We start from the raw sequence: 17,939 nt of genomic DNA, 5'->3' as shown, positions 1-17,939 counted from the left end.
TGGACGCGAAGCGCGGGAGGATAACCGCTGAGTCGACAGGTTTTCGGACTCGGAGGATCATTCCATCCCACAGAAACCTTCCCAGCGCGATCCACGCCAGTGGTCTTAATCTCTACCTGCGGGCGGTACTCTCCTGACCGCTGCGCGCCAGTTCTGGATTCACACCAGATTCCCTTGGCCGACTCACTGTCCTATTAGCTAGAGTGTAACCTAGCAGACAGCAACAGGTAAAATACCTACCACGCCACAACTGCGACTGCTGACCGTTAATGCGCGTATTTTTCCCATCCGGCGCGCGCCTCCTGAGTGGCACCAAATCGGGTCAAAGTATCCACGACATTGGGCGCGTAGGCATGAAGTTCTTGAAGAGATTGAACATAAAGGCTGTCCATGAGTTCCATGCCGTTATCGTCAAGAAAGTCGAAAAACTCTTCCATCTCGTCATCGTTCATCTGAAAAAGTTCTTCAAGCAGCGTGTTATCCACCCGTGGCTTTTCTTCAGGGACGTCATAGTCTATAGATGATCCCAGCTCCCCCAACCATTCCAGCACCCCATTGATAGCACATTGCTGTGATATCGCCTTTTCATTGAGCGCGGTGACAATGAACTGTGCGCAGGTCACCGCCGCAGGCGCGACGGTTCCTTGATGCAGCGGTGCGCTATCGAGGTGCTGTAGTGCTTTGTGTATTGCTTCGGTGTCGTTTCCTAAAAGCGCCCGCAGATGCGTTGGCGTGTCCGTTGCCTTTCCATACATATGGATTTGCCGAGACCAGTCAACGCTATCCAACAGCAATACGCTTAGCATATTCACTACGTTAGCAGCATTTGTAGGTTAAGAAACGTCTCTTCCCAGAAATGCAGCTAATGCAACAGTGGGACCCGCATTTTCGGGGGCACGAGTTTCTGGGTCATAAGGTGTCTCCTCACGGGGATAGTTTGAGACGATTTCGATGGCTGCTTCGAGTGCGGCTTGCGCCACAGCCTCTGGGCCTTCGAGGGGCTGGCCCGTAGCGTAGGCAAGGTCGTAGCCGTGACAGACCATTTCGAACAGGTATAGGCCAACGGTCTCAGGACCACTGTGCACTGCACCCCAGGACATGGTGTAGTCCCTGTGCATGGCTTCGTCAGTCCACACGGCGCGGGCGCGTTGTGACGAGGCGTTCCATTCTTGAAGGTAGTCATCCACTGTCCGCGTCTCGGCGGGGGTTCTATCCACAGGGAAGCTTTCAATCTTGTCGCAGACACACATGTAGTGGTCCAACAGATCTTTCACAGTGAACTCAGAGCAGGGTGTGGGCAGGGAGTACTGCTCGGGCTTTGTGTTGCTGATCAGCTCAGCCACCCAGTCCTGGGCACCGAAAAGTTCTTGCCGTAGGTCGCGCATATCTTCTCTTCTCCTTCGTGGTTGATTGCACGTACCCTGAAGGCTATGCGTCAACGGTGTCAGGACCTGTCACAGTTATATGAGGAGATGGGGATGTGAAGGAGCACCGTTTAGCTGAAATCGTCCGCATGCTGCGTGGAAATGCACAGGTCACGGCATCGATACTCGCGGACCGCCTGCAGGTGTCGCGTCGCACCATTCTTCGGGACTTGCAGGAGCTGCAGCGCCGTGGCGTGCCCATCAGGACCGAATGCGGCGCAAATGGCGGGGTATCCATCCTGCCGGGCTGGTTGCCGCCGATGGAGCAGCTGACCGACAGCGAACTGCTCGCGTTCATGATGCCGGGTGGTGAGTACGTAGCGCAGGAACTGGGCCTGGCCCAGCATTTTCGCCGCGCACAGCACAAAATTGACGCTCGCCTCAACCCCACCCAAAGCCGCAAGGTGGGCTTACTTCAGGATCGACTGCTTATTGTCCCCACGGGGTGGAGAGAGCCCCTGGACACCCCACCGGTGCTGCGGGAGTTGTTATTGGCCATCGCCGCCGACTACATCGTTGACGTGGACTACAGTCCCGGTAAAGGTCGCGCGGCGGTGCGACGCTGCGAGCCATTGGGCCTCATTTTCGCTGGTACACACTGGTATGTGCTGGTTCGAAAGGTTCCCGACGGCGAGATCCGCACCTACCGCGCCGACCGCATGAGCTCCGTGACCCGCACCAACCAGCGCTTCACCCGCGACCCCAGCGAATCCGTCGCTGACCTGTGGCGATCCGCGCGCCGCACCTACAAAAAAGGTGGCAGTATCCCCATCACCGTCCGCGCAACTAGCCCCGTGCGTAACGACGTCGCGTTTTGCCTCCGCCTCCTGGGCTCCGAACCCACCGAAGAACCCATCGAGGGAAGCAGCGACGTCCTTATCCACGGAAACACCAAAGCGCTCTCCCCCGCCGTTGGCGTACTGTCTGGCTTTGGCTGCGCTGCAGAAGTGCTTGAACCGGTTGAACTGCGTGAACGCATACGGGAGGTTGGCGAAGAAAACGTCAGACTCTACAGCGCCGCTCCTACAATGGGAAGCCATGACAACCAATGAGATCCGCATTGTGCCTGACGAGCACATCCCCACCATCACCGTAACTGACAGCGTCACCGTTGAGGCGCTCGCTGACAAAGCCACCGTCACAGTCAAGGTAACCAGCAACAACAAGGATCAAAAAACCACCTTCACCCGGCGCGACATTGGGGTGCGTAAAGCGCAGCAGGTGCTCGCCCAGGCGACTCTTCTGCAGCGACAGGGCGAGCACCTCGCTGAATACTCGGACTACAAAAACCGCATCGACTCCACGTGGCGCTGCACGATTGTTGCCGTCGACGTGGACAACCCCGAGGTGCAGGCCCAGCTACGAGATGTGATTGCGCGGCTGGCGAACCTGGAAAACTGTGTGATCGACGGTCCGAACTGGTCCTTATCTGCAGACAAACAGGCAGAACTGAATGCTACAGCGCAGGCTCTGGCTATCAAAAATGCGAAAGCGAAGGCAGAAATGCTTGTCGCGGAACTGGGTGGGACCATCAGTGGAGTTGTGCAAGTGGATTCCACGCCTACCCAGGTGACCTCCACACAAACTGTCAGGCGTGGCCGCGGGGCTCCTGAATTTGCATCCCTAGGCAAGTCCTCCCTGCCCGAACCCAGCCTGGAGATCAGCACGGAACCGGACGTTGTTTCTGTTCCAGGTACCGTGACAGTGGTTTTCTCTGCGCGTTTCGAGGACACAGCGTTGTAGCCCGCAAGCTCTGGATATCGGGAATGCTGATTTCGGGACGTCGAAACGCGAATCCTTGGGGGCGAGATGTCATCTAACCTGCTGCTACAAACCCTTGGCGAGGCAAAACGCTACACTGGGCTGCCATGGGATTTAAAAACGCAGAAGACGTCAACACAGCAGCTGTCGTGGCCACCGGCCTGATCGGCGGCTGGCTCACAGCGCGCGAAACCGGCATCCGCCCCATCGGCGGCGCATTCCTCGGCGCGGCTGGACTTTACGCAGGAAGGAGCTGGCTAGCAAACGGCGGGCCACTCGTCACTGCTGGACTCAGCGCACTCTACATTGGCGCTTTTGGAGCATCCCACCCACTGGCCAAGAAAATCGGTGCCTGGCCATCCGTGCTCACCGTCACTGCGCTGACCAGCGGGGCGGCACATCTACTCTCTGACAGAAAGTAAACCCCTCTTTTCTTCGCCATGTCTTTTACGCCGCCGCAGCAGCCGCAACCATCATCGCACTACCCGCCCGCTCCGGCGGGGCAGCGCTCAAACACGCAGTACCCAACCGCACAGTACCCATCAGTACCGCAACCGACGCAGCAGCGCCCCATCATGTCCTATGTTGTGCCGTCGCGCCGGGCAGTGACGGGGCTCGAATTATTGGCGATACTTGCGCTACCCGTCGTAGCATCTTTGGTTGCGATTCTTATCAGCACCATCGCCATGATGCTCATTTTCGATGATCTTAAGACCATACAGGTCTACGTCATCCCAGCGGCGCTCGCCGGGTACGGCATAACCTTGTTCACCACATTGCGGGTACAACGGTGGTCATTGTCAGACCTGGGGTTTCACCCGATAAAACGCACGTGGGCACACTTACTCTGGCAAGTTCCAGCGATTATTACGGTGTGCGGCATGATTTCACTAGCTGCGACCGTGTTGGTCACGCCTCCAGAGACCTCGGACTCGCAAGAAATGGCTGACACGTTCAAGTTTGGACTTGTTGCTGTGGTGTTGTCGATTCTGGCCATATCTATTATCGGCCCGATCATTGAGGAAATCTGCTTCCGACGCTTCATCATGGGCTACCTGGATCAGAAACTACTCCCACGGATGCAGGCACGCACCGCCATCATCTGCTCAACACTAGCGTCATCGCTGTTCTTTGCCCTGGCACACGGCGTGCCCACCATCATGATCTACACATTCTTCCTGGGAATCGGCGCAGCCGCACTCATTCGATGGCACCAATCACTGTGGGCCGGCGCGGCCCTACACATTGCCAACAACACGATGGTATGTTTGGCCGGGCTATCCATTTATCTCAATGGCATGTTGAACTAACACGTGTCGAAACCTGCACCGACCATCGGTGCAACATACCTACTCTCTGGCAGAAAGGAACCCCTCTTTTCCTACTATGTCTTTTACACCACCACAGCCGACCCCTCCTGCACCACAGTCCACGCAACGACGGCCCATCATGTCCTATGTTGTACCCTCGCGCCGAGCGGTGACGGGGATTGAACTGTTTGCCCTCATCGTGTTACCCATATCTGGGGGATTGTTTTTGGCAGTTATCACTAACATAGCCACGAACATAGCCACTGCCTTTATCACGGACAATCTTGATAACGAACGCTTCAATGCCGCCGTTCCAGCTAGTATAGCTGGGTTTGCTCTGACCTTGTTAGCCACACTGAAGCTTCAAAAATGGACGTTATCGGACCTGGGATTTCACCCAATACAACACACCCGGAAGTACCTATTCTGGCAAGTTCCAGCGATCGTAGCTGCTAACTTTACTCTACTAGCCCTCATGCTCATGACTCCCCTGGCAAACACAGGCGGGCGAGAGGATATAGCTAATACGTTCAAGCTCGGGCCAATCGGCCTTAGCCTGTCTATTTTTGCAATATCCATCGTTGCCCCGATTATGGAGGAAATCTATTACCGGCGTTTCATTATGGGCTACCTGGAGCAGAAACTACTCCCACGGATGCAGGCACGCACCGCCATCATCTGCTCGACGCTCATATCGTCGGTACTGTTTGCCCTGATGCATGGCGTGCCCATGGCCATAATCACTGCCTTCTTTTTAGGGACCTGCGCAGCGGCACTCATTCGGTGGCACCAATCCCTCTGGGCCAGTGTGGCCCTACACATTGCCAACAACACCGTGGTGTCCCTGGTTCTGCTCTTCATCTACTTCACCGGCACTAACGTGTTGGGCTAATAGATACGGCCCGCGCTTAGTAGTGTTCAGCGCGGGCCTTACGTACATACCGTGCGAATATTGTAGCGAGTTAGCTCGTGACTTCCGCCGCTACCTCATCAAACGTAGAAGTGTCGATGACAAAACGGAACTTCACATCACCAGCAACAACGCGGTCGTAGGCGGCATCTACGTCCTGGACACCAATCTTCTCGATGCGCGCACCCAAACCATGCTCGGCACAGAAGTCCAGCATCTCCTGGGTTGCTTTCAGTCCGCCGATGTTGGAACCAGTGAGCACCTTCCCACCCATGATCAGGGAGGCGAAATGAACATTCTGTCCTTCCGGCGGCAAGCCGACAACAGCCATGACACCACGGGGCTTCAGCAACCGCATGTAGGAATCAACATCAATGTCGGCGCTGATGGTGTTCAGAATGAAGTCAAACTCACCCCTGTGGTTATCAAAGAAACCCTCCTCAGAGGTGGCCAGGGTGCGTGAGGCGCCGAGGGACTTCGCGGTCTCGGCTTTCTTCAGGCTCCGGCTGAGAACGGTGACATCGGCACCCTTCGCCGCAGCGATCTGCACACCCATGTGACCAAGACCACCAAGCCCCAGAACGGCTACTTTATCACCGGGCTTAATATCCCAGTTCACAATTGGGGAATAGGTGGTAATTCCTGCGCAAAGAAGTGGTGCGGCGACGTCAAAATCTAAGCCGTCGGGAATGCGACACACAAAGTGCTCATTCACCACGATCTTTTCGCTGTAGCCACCTTGAGTAATGGTGCCATCAACGTCAGTGGAATTGTAGGTACCCACGAGGCCATTGCGGCAGTTTTGCTCCTGGTCGGCTTTGCATTCTTCACATTCACCGCAGGAATTGACCAGGCAGCCCACTCCCACGCGATCGCCAATTTTCCAGCGGGTCACCTCAGACCCCACTGCAGAGACCACACCAGCGATTTCATGCCCAACTGCAAGCGGGAAGTGGGCTTCTCCCCACTCGTTGCGGATGGTGTGAATGTCGCTGTGACAAATGCCAGCGGCCTTGATGTCAATGACCACATCTTTGGGGCCGGGGTCGCGGCGTTCAAGATTGGTAACCACAAAAGGTTTATCAGGTCCGAATTTCTGAAGTGCTTTGACAGTAAAGGTCATGACAAACAAGCATACGTGCATAATACCCATACCGCTTAATGGGCATTATTTCCATTTTTGAAAATAAGGTAATTTATAAAAATACACCATGAACAAAAATACTGCGACATAAAAGAAGCATGAGAAGCACCAGCTTACCGTATGCCACCCCGCAGCATGCCGCTGTACTCTTGCAGCCAAACATATCCGAGCAGATCGTTCTATTGTTATGCATGAGGACGACGTCCCACACAGACAGCACAACTGGAAAGGAAGACGCAACATGAAAAATCGGAATGTTACCAGGAAGATCGTCGCAGCTGGAACGGCAACCGCATTGGTTGTTGGCGGCATTTCCCCGGCATCTGCGGACCCAATGAACTCAAGTCGGCCCTACTCGGCCGCCGACTGGGCGATGCGCGGGATCCAGATGCTTGGAAATCCCGCCACCATCCAGTTCGGCGCCAACCACCTTCTGAGCAGCGCACCCTCTGTACTGAGCTACGACTCACTACTGGTGGCCAACCAGGCATTTTTCAACGCGGTCAGGTTCTTGACCCCGTAACATAATTAGTGTTGGCCCGCCTCAAAGGCAGCGCCAACCTTGTATAGGCGGTCGTCGGCAAACGCGGGAGCCATGATCTGCAGGCCGACCGGAAGCCCGGTGTCGCTGGCCAGTCCTGCGGGGACTGACATGCCAGACAGGCCCGCGAGGTTCAGCGGCAGAGTGCACAAGTCGAAGTTGTACATGGCCATCGGGTCGGAGACCTTCTCCCCCAGCTTGAACGCGGTGGTGGGGGTGGTGGGAGAAACCAGCACGTCACAGGTCTCAAAGGCCGCAGCAAAATCCTGGGCAATGAGGGTGCGCACGCGTTGAGCCTGCAGATAGTAAGCGTCATAGTAACCCACGGATAGGGCGTAAGTGCCCAGGATGATGCGACGCTTCACCTCGGGACCAAAGCCTGCCGCGCGAGTCATAGCCATCACTTCTTCTGCAGAATGGGTGCCGTCGTCACCGACGCGGAGGCCGTAACGCATACCGTCGAAACGCGCCAGGTTGGACGACACTTCGCACGGGAGAATCAGATAGTAGGCCGCAAGTGCGGAATCAAAGTGCGGGCAATCCACCTCAACAACCGTGGCACCTTGGGATTCAAGCTGGGACACAGCCTTATGGAATTGCTCCAGAACGCCCTGCTGATAACCGTCCCGGTCGAATTGTTTGACCACTCCGATGCGCACGCCGGAAAGGTCACCGGTCATTCCAGCACGGGCAGCCTCTACAACGGGGGCCACGGGACGATCCACTGATGTAGCGTCGAAATGGTCTGAGCCAGCGATAACCTCATGAAGAAGCGCCGTGTCCAGTACAGTGCGCGCCGTGGGTCCGCCTTGGTCCAGGGAGGATGCACACGCAACCAGGCCGTATCGGGACACGGTACCGTAGGTAGGCTTAACGCCCACAGTGTTGGTCAGCGCGGCGGGCTGGCGAATAGAACCGCCCGTATCCGTGCCAATAGCCAGTGGCGCTTCACCAGCGGCAAGCGCTGCTGAGGAACCACCGCCCGAACCACCTGCGGTGCGGGTGACGTCCCAGGGGTTGTGGGTGGGACCGTATGCGGAGTTCTCGGTAGATGACCCCATGGCGAACTCGTCCATGTTGGTCTTACCCAAAATCGGGATACCGGCCTCGCGAATGCGACGCGTCACGGTGGCATCGTAGGGTGCCATGTAGCCTTCGAGCATCTTCGAACCGCAGGTTGTGGGCGCATCCGTGGTGGTGAACACGTCTTTCAGCGCCAACGGCACGCCAGCTAACGCTGAGGCCGGAGCTTCTCCTGCAGCCAGTGACTCATCGACTGCACGTGCGGCGTCCAGCGCTTCCTCGGCACCCACGTGTAGGAAGGCGTGAATATCACCATCAACGTCGGCAATGCGATCGAGGTGAGCCTGGGTCACCTCCACAGACGACACTTCGCGGCTGTGAATCTTCTCCGCCAGCTCTGCCGCAGTCATAGCGGTGAGTTCCGACGCACCTTCAGCGCCGACCAAGTACTTGTTTTCGCTCATGGTTTACTCCCCCAGAATCTGCGGTACGACGAAACGCTGCTCCTCCACCGCCGGCGCCTGGTCAAGGGCCTGCTCGGCGGTGAGGGTCTTTTCTACGACATCTTCACGCATGGTTGTGTGGATGGAATGCGGGTGGCTCATCGGCTCTACACCTTCCGCAGCCACCAGGCCAACGGCACTGACATTGGCAACAATGTCATCAATCTGACCTGCGTATTGGTCGAGTTCTTCCTCAGTTAGGGCGAGGCGGGCCAGTCGTGCGAGGTGAGCGACCTCGTCGCGCGAAATTTCAGGCACGGTTGCGTGTCCCCTTCTTATCTCCCAGGGTTTTTACAATTCAATCAGCTTAACGCACTCATTTTAGACGCTACCGACTGGTTACCGCTGCCACTGCACCCGCGTATCGACGTCCCGACTTCCGCCCCTTCCTCAAATATATGCAGGGGTGATGCGGAAGTAACGCAGTATAGGGTGTGCCGCGGCGTCGAAAAGCCTATGCATGTGAGTTAACTCCAACCCATACGTTAGCAGAATCAATGCGGGCCCCCTGACCGGCCATAACGGCCATACCAGGAAAGTTATACAGCGTCCAAGAGTTCTCTACCATCGCTGACACGAAAAATATTTACTCGCAAGCTACTTAACATCCACTGAGAAATTGGTAGGTTGGATAACTGTTTGAGGGAACCGAACTCCATCAGTTTTCGTTTCCTTCGTAGAACCCACGTCCACGTCACAATAAAAGCCCCTGTGAAAGGCACCTGCCATGTCCTACTTGATCCGCGTCCTGCTTCCTGATACTCCAGGCAGTCTCGGGCAACTCGCCGACGCGTTCGGAATGGTAGATGCCAATATTCAATCCGTAGACGTCGTCCAAGTATTTCCCGACGGCACAGCCATGGATGACATCGTGGTATCTCTTCCCAAAACCGCCCTACCTGACACATTGATCACCGCTGCCCAAGCATTAGATGGCGTGGAGGTAGATTCCATCCGCCCCTTCTCTGGAACCATCGACCGACGTGGGCAAATTCGCATGCTAGCCTCCATCGCCGAGCATAAAAACAATACGACGCGCGCAATGGAAGAACTCGTCGACGTCCTTCCCCGCTCCATTACCTCTGGGTGGTGTCTAGTTCTTGATACCACCGGGCCAAGCCGACGCATCGCCGCTAACCCGGCCGCCCCCGAAGACGACGCGACCACCCCCTCTGTACCCCCCGTGACATCAGCACGCGTACTTGACGTGGAACATGAAGATTGGATACCCAGCAGCTGGTCCCTGCTGGACTCAGCCCTGGCCGTCGCCCCCATCGGCGACACTGGCATGATCCTCATCGTCGGCCGACCCGGCGGCCCCGACTTCTTGGCCAGTGAAGTCGAGCACCTCGGCAACATGGGCATCATTATCGGATCAATCCTCAAAGTATAGGATCACTTTCATAGGACAACACAAGAAAGGTCATTTCATGAAGGTTCTAGTCACTGGTGGAGCAGGATTCATTGGATCCACAGTTATCTCCCGACTCCTTGATGATGGACACGAAGCCGTCATCCTCGACGATTTCAGCACAGGACGCCGCGAATTCGCCGAAGGACGAACCTTCTACGAAGGCGACTTCGCCGACCGCGCACTTCTCGAACAAATCTGGAACGATCACCCAGATATTGATGCGGTCATGCACTGCGCAGCCCTGATCGTGGTGCCCGACTCGGTGTCCAACCCCATCGGCTACTACCGCAATAACGTCTCCAAGACCATCGAGTTGCTGGACTTCCTGCAAAGCCACGGCTGCACCCGCTTCCTGTTCAGTGGTTCGGCATCCATCTACGCAGTCACCGACGACTTCACCGTGGACGAAAACTCCCCCTTCGCCCCCATGAGTCCCTATGCTCGGACAAAAGCCGTGCTTGAGGGCGTGTTCGCCGACATCGCCGCAGCCACCCCCATCAACATCATCTCCCTCCGCTACTTCAACCCCATCGGTGCCGACCCGAGCATGCGCACCGGCCTGCAGCTCGAATTCCCATCACACGCGCTGGGCAAACTCATTGAGGCACGCAACACGGGAACCCCCTTCACCATCACTGGTGTGGACTGGCCCACCCGCGACGGCTCTGGCATCCGCGACTACATCCATGTCTGGGACCTCGCTGCAGCACACGTCGCAGCTATTGAAAAGTTCGACTCCGTGGTAGGCGACAACGACTACCTAGCCATCAACCTGGGCACCGGCACCGGCACCACCGTGTTTGAGCTTGTCGACGCCTTCGATGCCGTCACCGGCGAAAAACTCGCCACAACCACCGGTCCCGCCCGCCCCGGCGATGCCGCCGGTGCATATACCCGTAGTTCTCGCGCCAAAGAGCTGCTGGGATGGGTGCCTAAGCACGACATCAAAGACGGCATCGCTGACACCTTGAAATGGTTCGAGGTGCGCGAAAACATCCTTGACGGGTTCTGATCACTATTGGTGGTCATTGGGGGTGTGACCACCAACCGTGCCATTCCCCTAGGGCATGCCCCAGGGACTACTCTGGCGAACCGGTTTCTAACAGCCGAACAAACTGCTCTTCATCCAGAATGGTGAGTCCAAGGTCGCGGGCTTTGGTTTCTTTAGAACCCGCCTTTTCCCCCACCACCACGTAGGTGGTTTTCTTGGATACAGACCCGGAGGCTTTACCACCACGGGAGACGATGGCTTCCTTCGCCGAGTCGCGGGAGAACCCTTCCAGCGAACCAGTGACCACCACGGTCATGCCTTCCAGTGTTTGCGGTAACTGTTCGGTGGTGTTCTCCTCCATATTCACGCCGGCAGCTGCCCATTTATCCACAATGTTGCGGTGCCAGTCCACCTCGAACCAGTCTTTGAACGACTGAGCGATGGTGCTGCCGATGCCCTCAGTTTCGGCAATATCCTCCACCGTTGCGGCTCGAAGTGCATCCATGGAGCGGTAGCGCGCAGCCAGTGCCCGGGACGCGGTGGAGCCGACATGGCGGATAGACAGCCCAACAAGCACGCGCGACAAAGGTGCCTCTTTAGCGGCGGCAATGTTGTTCAGGAGTTTTTCGCCGTTGCTGTTGATCTTGCCACTTTTTGCCGTGTACACCTTAGAGGCTGATAGCTTCTCACGATCAAGGTCAAAAAGGTCAGCCTCATCGGTAAGAATGCCGCTTCGGATCAGGTCAAACGCGCCTTTCTCCCCCAGCACCTCAATGTCAAAAGCTTTGCGGCCAGCAAGGTAGGTCAGTCGCTCGGCGAGCTGGTTGGGGCAATTCCTCGTGTTCGGACACCGCCAGTCTGCGTCTTCTTCCTTGGCAGGCGCAAGCCTGGTTCCGCAGGCCGGGCAGAATGTGGGGAAAATATATTCCCGTTCGGTGCCGTCACGTTTTTCCACCACCGGCCCTAACACTTCGGGAATGATCTCGCCTGCTTTGCGGATCACCACAGTGTCTCCGAGCAACACGCCTTTTCGCTTAATTTCGGTCTGGTTGTGCAGGGTCGCTTTGGATACCGTCGTTCCGGCCACAAATACCGGTTCCATAATGGCGAAGGGCGTGACACGACCGGTTCGCCCCACCCCCACTTGAATATCCAACAGGGTTGTCGTAACTTCCTCCGGCGGGTACTTGTAAGCAATCGCCCAGCGCGGCGCACGGCTGGTGGATCCGAGCGCACGCTGCTCAGCGATGGAATCGACTTTAATCACCAAACCATCAATTTCATGAAGCAGGTCCTCGCGGTTTGCGGGATCCGCCCAGTAGTCAACGCGTTCAATAATCTCTTTGGTTGTGTGCACCAGCATGGTTTTTGAAGACACTGGCAGCCCCCACGCCTCCAACGCGCGGTATGCCTCGTCCAAGGTGGCGGGTGTGAAACCTTCGCTGTAGCCAATGCCGTGGCAGATCATGCGTAGCTTACGTTTGCGCACGTCTTCCACATTTTTTTGCCGCAGGGAACCAGCCGCCGCATTCCTAGGGTTGGCGAAGGGTTTTCCGCCTTCCGCGATGCGTTGCGCGTTGACCTCTGGAAAATCATCGATGGAAATATAGACTTCCCCGCGCACTTCCAGCACCGCAGGAACAGGGTATTCATCACTGCCGTTAAGCACGTGCGGAATATCGCTGATCACCCGCGCATTTGCGGTGACATCTTCACCCACGCGGCCGTCGCCACGCGTCGCCGCCTGCACGAGTTCACCGTCACGATAGGTGAGGTTGATGGACAGCCCGTCGATTTTCAACTCGGTGAGGTAGCTTTCCGACGGCGTACGTTCCAACCATTTCCTCAACTCGTCCAGGTCGAACACATTATCCAAGCTGCGCATGGGTTCCAAGTGCTCAACGTTGGCAAAGCTTGACGACACCGCGACAGGTGCTCCCACCTCCATGGTTGGGCTATCAGGAACAGCCAGCTCAGGGTGCTCAGCCTCTAGTTTCTGTAGCTTTGCAAAAAGCTCATCGAACTCGGCGTCGGAAATGATGGGTTGCTTGTTGTAGTAGAGGTCGCGGTGTTGACGAACCTCCTGCGCAAGGTCGTTCCATTCGCGGCGGAGATCAGCAAAATCGGTCACGGTGCACCAGTCTAACGTTTCGGGCGGACACGGCGGGTTGGCTTCACAGCCTGCTTCACATAGCCCCACAGCTCCGAAGAATGAATAGGGTGAAAATCTGTCGCCTCCAAACTCACATTCACATGATGTGGAGCGAGCAGCTGGTCAGAATGGGTGTGCCCATGCACGACACAGTCGAAACCGTCACGTGCGATCCAGCGGTTAAGCGCACCTTTGCGGTATGGGTCGTCTGTCCTGGGAATATGCGTAAACAGCACATCAAGACCGTCGTGATTGAGCTGGAAATTTTCAACAACAATGTCGAACACAGCCTGATACTGCGGCAACCACGTCAGCTGGGATTCCACGCCGAACATGGGATGGCATTTGTCGTGATTACCTGGGGTAAGGATCAGACTAAGGTCTTTAGCAAACTTCAGTTCCGCAAGCTTATCCAGCGCATACTGGTCTTTGCGGACAGAGATATCGCCAAGGCATACCAATGTTGCGTTATCAGGGAGTTCAGACAACGCGGCCATGACAGTGCTGTCATGATGATAGGTCTCGGTGAATCCACGGTTGTGGGTCACCAATGGATGCCCTAGATGCAGGTCTGAGGTGATCCAGAAATCACTGGGATCAAACATCGTTGACATCACTCTCCTTGTCGTCGGGTCCATTGGTTTTTCTGACCATCGCAATCATGGCACAAGGGGCAGACACGCATAGCATCTCTGGTACATAAACGCGGTTCACACATCGCCGCCACAATGATAAGAAACCAAGCCTTACCAGCGATGTTATACCCTTTTTGCCCCCATGTTTACCCCCTTGTCTACGCTAGGTTCCATGACGCACTTTGACGTAAACGCAATGCTCTCCTTCGACCTCGAAACAACCTCGGCGAACCCGTTGGAGGCGCGGATCGTTACGTCTGCCATGGTCCGTATCCACAACAAAGATGTGGAACCCCTTGAGCTGCTTGCGGATCCTGGTGTGGAAATCCCAGAGGCTGCCAGCAAGGTCCACGGCATCACCACCGAGCATGCGCGTGAACACGGTCAGCCGCATGAGAAAGTGTTGGCGGAAACCGTAGAGCGTATTCGTCAAGGCTGGGCCGATGGTTTGACGCTCATTGTGTTTAACGCGCCTTACGATCTCACCGTTTTGCGCCAACTCACGGGTGATTTCACAGTCACCGGCGCTGTATACGATCCTTTTGTTGTTGACCGAGCCAAGGATCCTTACCGCAAAGGCCCCCGAACGCTCAGCGACCTCAGCCAGTTTTATGGTGTGCGTTTGGATAACGCCCACGAGGCCACGGCCGACGCTCTGGCGGCCGCCCGCATCGCGTGGAAGCAGCTGAAACTGTGGCCTGACCTGGGAACCATGGATTTGGATAGCCTCATGGAAGCGCAAGCGGTGTGGTACTACGAGCGCCAGACAAGCTTCCGCAAATACTTAGAAGGCCAAGGACGAGACACCAGTGATGTGAGCACGTCCTGGCCGATGCGCGGCTAGTACGCCGCTGCCGAGAAGCGTTAGAACCGCAGGTGGGAGACTTCCTCCCAGCCTGGGTCGAACGACGGTACCAAGTTAACGTTGCCACGGTCCCACAGTGCTAGGACTTCCTCCATACGCTGGATGACTTCGCTGCTGCTGTCGACATAGAAGTGCATGAGGCGCTGGCCTTGCCCGGTTTCGATGGCCACGCACCGGCCATCGTTGGCCACGGCGGAATCCAGGGCGTCTTCAATGGAACCGAGCGCCTGCATTGTTTCCTCATCACGAGGCAAGCCAGTTTCGTGCGCATCATAGGCGAACGCGACTGCAACATGGGTTTCAAACAGTGGCGCGGCCAGTGTGACCAGCGGTGGAAGCACGCGGATAATGATTGGGTGGTCGTCCACCATCGCCTCAGCGACCTGCCAATTACGGTTACCAATCAACGGGAATTCGGATGTTAAATCATGCAGCACATCAGTGAATTCGGAGATGGGTACGGCATCATCGGGGTTTTCGCGCACAAACTCAATGGCCCCGATCCACATTTCCACATTCAACTCGCCCAGGGTTTTATCGAGCAGAAGGAATCCAAGCCTTGTCACGATGGAATCATCGTCAAACTCATTAAACGCGGGGTTGTACACGGCAATGTCCACCAGCGAGTTACGCCGCTGGTACAGCACAGTCGTCTCGCTCAACTGTACGTAAACGCCTTCATAATTGATCTTTACATCGAGGTCCTGTGCTGGTCGGCGAAATTCGGAAAACGCCCACACGTCGTCAGCATCGGGGGCAGCCTCGAACCAGCGGCGCGCTACGCCGCGCAACTCAGCGCCAGCGGCAGTCACTGTGAGGGCGTGTCGCGCGCCGTCGAAACCCGGGGTGAATTCCCACTGCAACTGCTCGGCGATCGCAACGATTTTCGGGTGCACCAGCCCCATGACATCCACTTGCTCCTGTCCGGTAAAAACTCGGTCGAGCAATTCGGCACCTTCGTCGCGCCACCATGACCAGAACGCATCAATCGCGGCCTGTTGTTCCTCTAGGGTGGGGTGATGAGTTTCAGCCATGGCTGTCCTTTCGCTGGATCGGTGCACTTATTTTGGCACACAACATACGCGTACTAACGCTACCGAATTCCTCGGCAAAGTCACACACGCCACAGTCACAAATCGCCAGCGTCTTTGTCCAGCATGTCCGCGACCGTTCGGGCAGTGCGGAGGGCTGCCGCAGCATCGAGAAGCGTGCAGTCGGTCAAACCACCGCGGGGGTGCACATCAACGGCATGGGTGAGCAGCGTGCGGTCAAGTCCCAGTTCGTCCCACATGCGCGCGACATCAACCGCAAGGTGGCGCGGGTCATGATCGTCCCCGGCGCGGGTCATGCCCAGGCCAACGCGCATGCCTGCGGCGAGTGCGTGCCCCATGCCGTCGTACTGTTCACTGCCACGTACTGTGTCCAGAGTTACCTGGCAGGTCTCCACGCCTGCGACCTGCGCGACTTTCCACAGCGGCGGATACCCGGTTTGGTTGAGGTAGCGCACCTCTGCACGCTCGATGACACCAGCCAACCGTTCTCCCAGGTCGGCATCGTTGATGGAAGGAATCTCATCAAATTGAGATGTTCCGGGCAGGGAACCATCACGAACCTGCGCAAGTAGTGGTTCGTCTAGCTGCACATACACCTCGGTGTCAAAGCGCGCTCGCACATCGGCGCTGTACTCCTGGATTCCGGCGATCAGAGATTCCGTGAGGTCACGCAGGGCACCGGTGTCGGTGAGTGCGCGATGTCCGTTGCTCAGTTCGATGGATGCTGACAGCGTCCACGGGCCTGCGACCTGGACTTTCACGGCGTCGATACGCGTACCCCATGCCTGTTCGCACTGGTCTAGATCTGCCTCTACCCGATCCCATATGCGGCGAGTGCGCAGCTGCGGGCGAGTGCTGAGCACCCAACTTCGCGGCCCCGCATCCACGTTAATTCCGGGCAGTATCCCGGTGGTGAGCCCCACCACGTCCACCCCGCGAGCGGGAAGAATGGGTAGTTGCCGCAGGTCACCGGTTTCACCCGCAACTATGTCGGCGGCGGCGATTATCGACGCCCCGGGCAGCTCGCCCAGTCCGTAAAAGTTGACGGTCATGAGTGGGCCGTCCCGCAGATCGTGCCGGAACCCAGCACAATATCTCCATCAGGATCGGGCAAATACAGGACAGCTGCTTGACCACGCGCCACACCCTGAAGCGGAGTGTGCAGGGACAGTTCCATGCGGTCGTTGTCCTTGTCGATGCGGGCGTGACACGGAACGACGCTACCATGGGCACGGACCTGCACCTCGCATTCCACCTCTCCCTCCATGGCCGGGTGCAGGAACTTGAGGCGATCAGCATGAATTGTTGTGACGGCCAGGTTTTCGCGCGGACCAACGGTCACCACTCCCGTCTGCGCGTTGATATCGGTGACGTAGCGGGGACGCCCATCGTCCGCGGGATTGCGCAGGTCAAGCCCTTTTCGCTGGCCGATAGTGAACTCATGCACGCCTTGATGTTCCCGGAGGGGTGTTCCTTCCTGATCCACGATCAGTCCCGGACGCACGCCAATGTGCTTACCCAAAAACGCCTGGGTGTTGCCATCGGGAATGAAGCAAATATCGTAGGAATCCGGCTTCTTGGCCACGGAAAAGCCCATCTCAGCGGCTTCTTCACGGATCTGAGGCTTCTTGGTGTCGCCCACTGGGAACATGCACCGCTTGATCTCCTCCGCGCCCAGCACCCCGAGCACGTAGGACTGGTCTTTATCTGGATCAATGGCGCGGCGGAGGTACCCATCGCCACCGTCAACGGGTTGGGTGAGCCGCGCGTAGTGCCCGGTAGCCACGGCGTCGAAACCCAGCGCCACACCCCGTTCTAGCAAGGCTCGAAACTTGATTTTCTCGTTGCAGCGCAGGCAAGGGTTGGGGGTTTCGCCGATGGCATAGGAATCAATGAAATCATCAATCACATCCTCCTTGAACCGGTCCGAAAAGTCCCAGACATAAAAGGGAATGCCCAGTTTGTCGCACACGCGGCGAGCATCGGCGGAATCTTCCAGCGAGCAGCATCCGCGCGAGGATTCACGCACGGCCTGCGGATCCCGCGACAACGCCAAATGCACCCCCACCACCTCATGACCGGCTTTCACCGCGCGCGCCGCCGCCACTGCGGAATCCACGCCGCCGCTCATCGCCGCCAAAACTCGCACTACCTGTGATCCTTTCTGAATTGCCTTGTGGTCCTACCCATTGGAGCCATATGGGCCTAACAGAA

Annotated in this window: 19 protein-coding genes and 1 riboswitch; of the genes, 9 read left to right on the top strand and 10 right to left on the bottom strand. The window is 57.0% G+C overall.

The features are described from left to right. Window positions 1–17: 17 nt before the first annotated feature. A riboswitch (cobalamin riboswitch) is annotated at window positions 18–198 on the bottom strand. Between the two features lie 68 nt (window positions 199–266). Continuing rightward, complete coding sequence (locus CDUR_RS05300; RefSeq protein ID WP_179417409.1) at window positions 267–806, bottom strand: hypothetical protein; 540 nt, start codon at window positions 804–806, stop codon at window positions 267–269. Between the two features lie 27 nt (window positions 807–833). Continuing rightward, window positions 834–1,385 carry a TIGR03086 family metal-binding protein gene (locus CDUR_RS05295; RefSeq protein ID WP_179417408.1) on the bottom strand — a complete coding sequence of 184 codons (552 nt, stop codon included), beginning with the start codon at window positions 1,383–1,385 and terminating at the stop codon, window positions 834–836. A gap of 95 nt (window positions 1,386–1,480) precedes the next feature. Here CDUR_RS05295 and CDUR_RS05290 point away from each other — a divergent pair, with 95 nt between their 5' ends. The 5 genes from CDUR_RS05290 (at window position 1,481) to CDUR_RS05270 (ending at window position 5,387) form a co-directional block, all read left to right on the top strand. Continuing rightward, window positions 1,481–2,476 carry a helix-turn-helix transcriptional regulator gene (locus CDUR_RS05290; protein ID WP_179417407.1) on the top strand — a complete coding sequence of 332 codons (996 nt, stop codon included), beginning with the start codon at window positions 1,481–1,483 and terminating at the stop codon, window positions 2,474–2,476. Next, window positions 2,463–3,167, top strand: a complete 705-nt coding sequence (locus CDUR_RS05285) for an SIMPL domain-containing protein (RefSeq protein WP_179417406.1) — start codon at window positions 2,463–2,465, stop codon at window positions 3,165–3,167. Before CDUR_RS05290 ends, CDUR_RS05285 begins: the two co-directional genes overlap by 14 nt. A 125-nt stretch (window positions 3,168–3,292) precedes the next feature. Beyond that, entirely contained in the window at window positions 3,293–3,607 is a 315-nt protein-coding gene (locus CDUR_RS05280; RefSeq protein ID WP_179417405.1) for a hypothetical protein, read from the top strand. An 18-nt stretch (window positions 3,608–3,625) separates the two neighbouring features. Beyond that, entirely contained in the window at window positions 3,626–4,495 is an 870-nt protein-coding gene (locus tag CDUR_RS05275; RefSeq protein WP_233452908.1) for a CPBP family intramembrane glutamic endopeptidase, read from the top strand. Window positions 4,496–4,976: 481 nt separating this feature from the next. Further along, window positions 4,977–5,387 (top strand): CPBP family intramembrane glutamic endopeptidase, encoded by a 411-nt coding sequence (locus tag CDUR_RS05270; RefSeq protein ID WP_233452907.1) that lies wholly within the window; start codon window positions 4,977–4,979, stop codon window positions 5,385–5,387. A gap of 70 nt (window positions 5,388–5,457) precedes the next feature. On the opposite strand, the gene CDUR_RS05265 is transcribed toward CDUR_RS05270, so the two are convergent. Further along, the gene (locus tag CDUR_RS05265; RefSeq protein ID WP_179417403.1) at window positions 5,458–6,528 is read right to left on the bottom strand and encodes an NAD(P)-dependent alcohol dehydrogenase; all 1,071 of its coding nucleotides are present in this window, start codon (window positions 6,526–6,528) and stop codon (window positions 5,458–5,460) included. 262 nt (window positions 6,529–6,790) lie between these two features. Here CDUR_RS05265 and CDUR_RS05260 point away from each other — a divergent pair, with 262 nt between their 5' ends. Further along, window positions 6,791–7,072 carry a hypothetical protein gene (locus tag CDUR_RS05260; protein WP_040358627.1) on the top strand — a complete coding sequence of 94 codons (282 nt, stop codon included), beginning with the start codon at window positions 6,791–6,793 and terminating at the stop codon, window positions 7,070–7,072. Between the two features lie 5 nt (window positions 7,073–7,077). On the opposite strand, the gene gatA is transcribed toward CDUR_RS05260, so the two are convergent. Beyond that, window positions 7,078–8,577, bottom strand: coding sequence for an Asp-tRNA(Asn)/Glu-tRNA(Gln) amidotransferase subunit GatA (gatA, locus tag CDUR_RS05255; RefSeq protein WP_179417402.1), 1,500 nt, complete (start codon window positions 8,575–8,577; stop codon window positions 7,078–7,080). 3 nt (window positions 8,578–8,580) lie between these two features. Then, complete coding sequence (gatC, locus tag CDUR_RS05250; protein ID WP_006061950.1) at window positions 8,581–8,874, bottom strand: Asp-tRNA(Asn)/Glu-tRNA(Gln) amidotransferase subunit GatC; 294 nt, start codon at window positions 8,872–8,874, stop codon at window positions 8,581–8,583. A 469-nt stretch (window positions 8,875–9,343) separates the two neighbouring features. Between gatC and CDUR_RS05245 the strand changes: the two genes are divergently transcribed. Both CDUR_RS05245 and galE read left to right on the top strand, forming a co-directional pair. Next, on the top strand, window positions 9,344–10,009 hold the full coding sequence (locus CDUR_RS05245; protein WP_179417401.1) for an ACT domain-containing protein: 666 nt from the start codon (window positions 9,344–9,346) through the stop codon (window positions 10,007–10,009). 37 nt (window positions 10,010–10,046) lie between these two features. Further along, entirely contained in the window at window positions 10,047–11,042 is a 996-nt protein-coding gene (gene galE / locus CDUR_RS05240) for a UDP-glucose 4-epimerase GalE (RefSeq protein ID WP_179417400.1), read from the top strand. A gap of 67 nt (window positions 11,043–11,109) precedes the next feature. On the opposite strand, the gene ligA is transcribed toward galE, so the two are convergent. Continuing rightward, window positions 11,110–13,152, bottom strand: coding sequence for an NAD-dependent DNA ligase LigA (ligA, locus tag CDUR_RS05235; RefSeq protein WP_179417399.1), 2,043 nt, complete (start codon window positions 13,150–13,152; stop codon window positions 11,110–11,112). A gap of 11 nt (window positions 13,153–13,163) precedes the next feature. Continuing rightward, window positions 13,164–13,787, bottom strand: coding sequence for a metallophosphoesterase (locus tag CDUR_RS05230; RefSeq protein ID WP_006061945.1), 624 nt, complete (start codon window positions 13,785–13,787; stop codon window positions 13,164–13,166). A 193-nt stretch (window positions 13,788–13,980) separates the two neighbouring features. Here CDUR_RS05230 and CDUR_RS05225 point away from each other — a divergent pair, with 193 nt between their 5' ends. After that, entirely contained in the window at window positions 13,981–14,652 is a 672-nt protein-coding gene (locus tag CDUR_RS05225; protein WP_006061943.1) for a 3'-5' exonuclease, read from the top strand. A 20-nt stretch (window positions 14,653–14,672) separates the two neighbouring features. On the opposite strand, the gene CDUR_RS05220 is transcribed toward CDUR_RS05225, so the two are convergent. The 3 genes from CDUR_RS05220 to mnmA all read right to left on the bottom strand — a co-directional run bounded on the left by CDUR_RS05220 (window position 14,673) and on the right by mnmA (window position 17,874). Next, window positions 14,673–15,707 carry a DUF695 domain-containing protein gene (locus CDUR_RS05220; protein WP_179417398.1) on the bottom strand — a complete coding sequence of 345 codons (1,035 nt, stop codon included), beginning with the start codon at window positions 15,705–15,707 and terminating at the stop codon, window positions 14,673–14,675. A 95-nt stretch (window positions 15,708–15,802) separates the two neighbouring features. Continuing rightward, window positions 15,803–16,777 carry a uroporphyrinogen decarboxylase/cobalamine-independent methonine synthase family protein gene (locus CDUR_RS05215; RefSeq protein WP_179417397.1) on the bottom strand — a complete coding sequence of 325 codons (975 nt, stop codon included), beginning with the start codon at window positions 16,775–16,777 and terminating at the stop codon, window positions 15,803–15,805. Further along, window positions 16,774–17,874, bottom strand: a complete 1,101-nt coding sequence (mnmA, locus tag CDUR_RS05210; RefSeq protein WP_179417396.1) for a tRNA 2-thiouridine(34) synthase MnmA — start codon at window positions 17,872–17,874, stop codon at window positions 16,774–16,776. Before mnmA ends, CDUR_RS05215 begins: the two co-directional genes overlap by 4 nt. Between the last annotated feature and the right edge of the window lie 65 nt (window positions 17,875–17,939).

The organism is Corynebacterium durum (assembly GCF_030408675.1).
Classification (GTDB): Bacteria; Actinomycetota; Actinomycetes; order Mycobacteriales; family Mycobacteriaceae; genus Corynebacterium; species Corynebacterium durum.
Note: the sequence above shows the minus strand (reverse complement) of the source record. Positions and strands in the feature narration are given on the sequence as shown.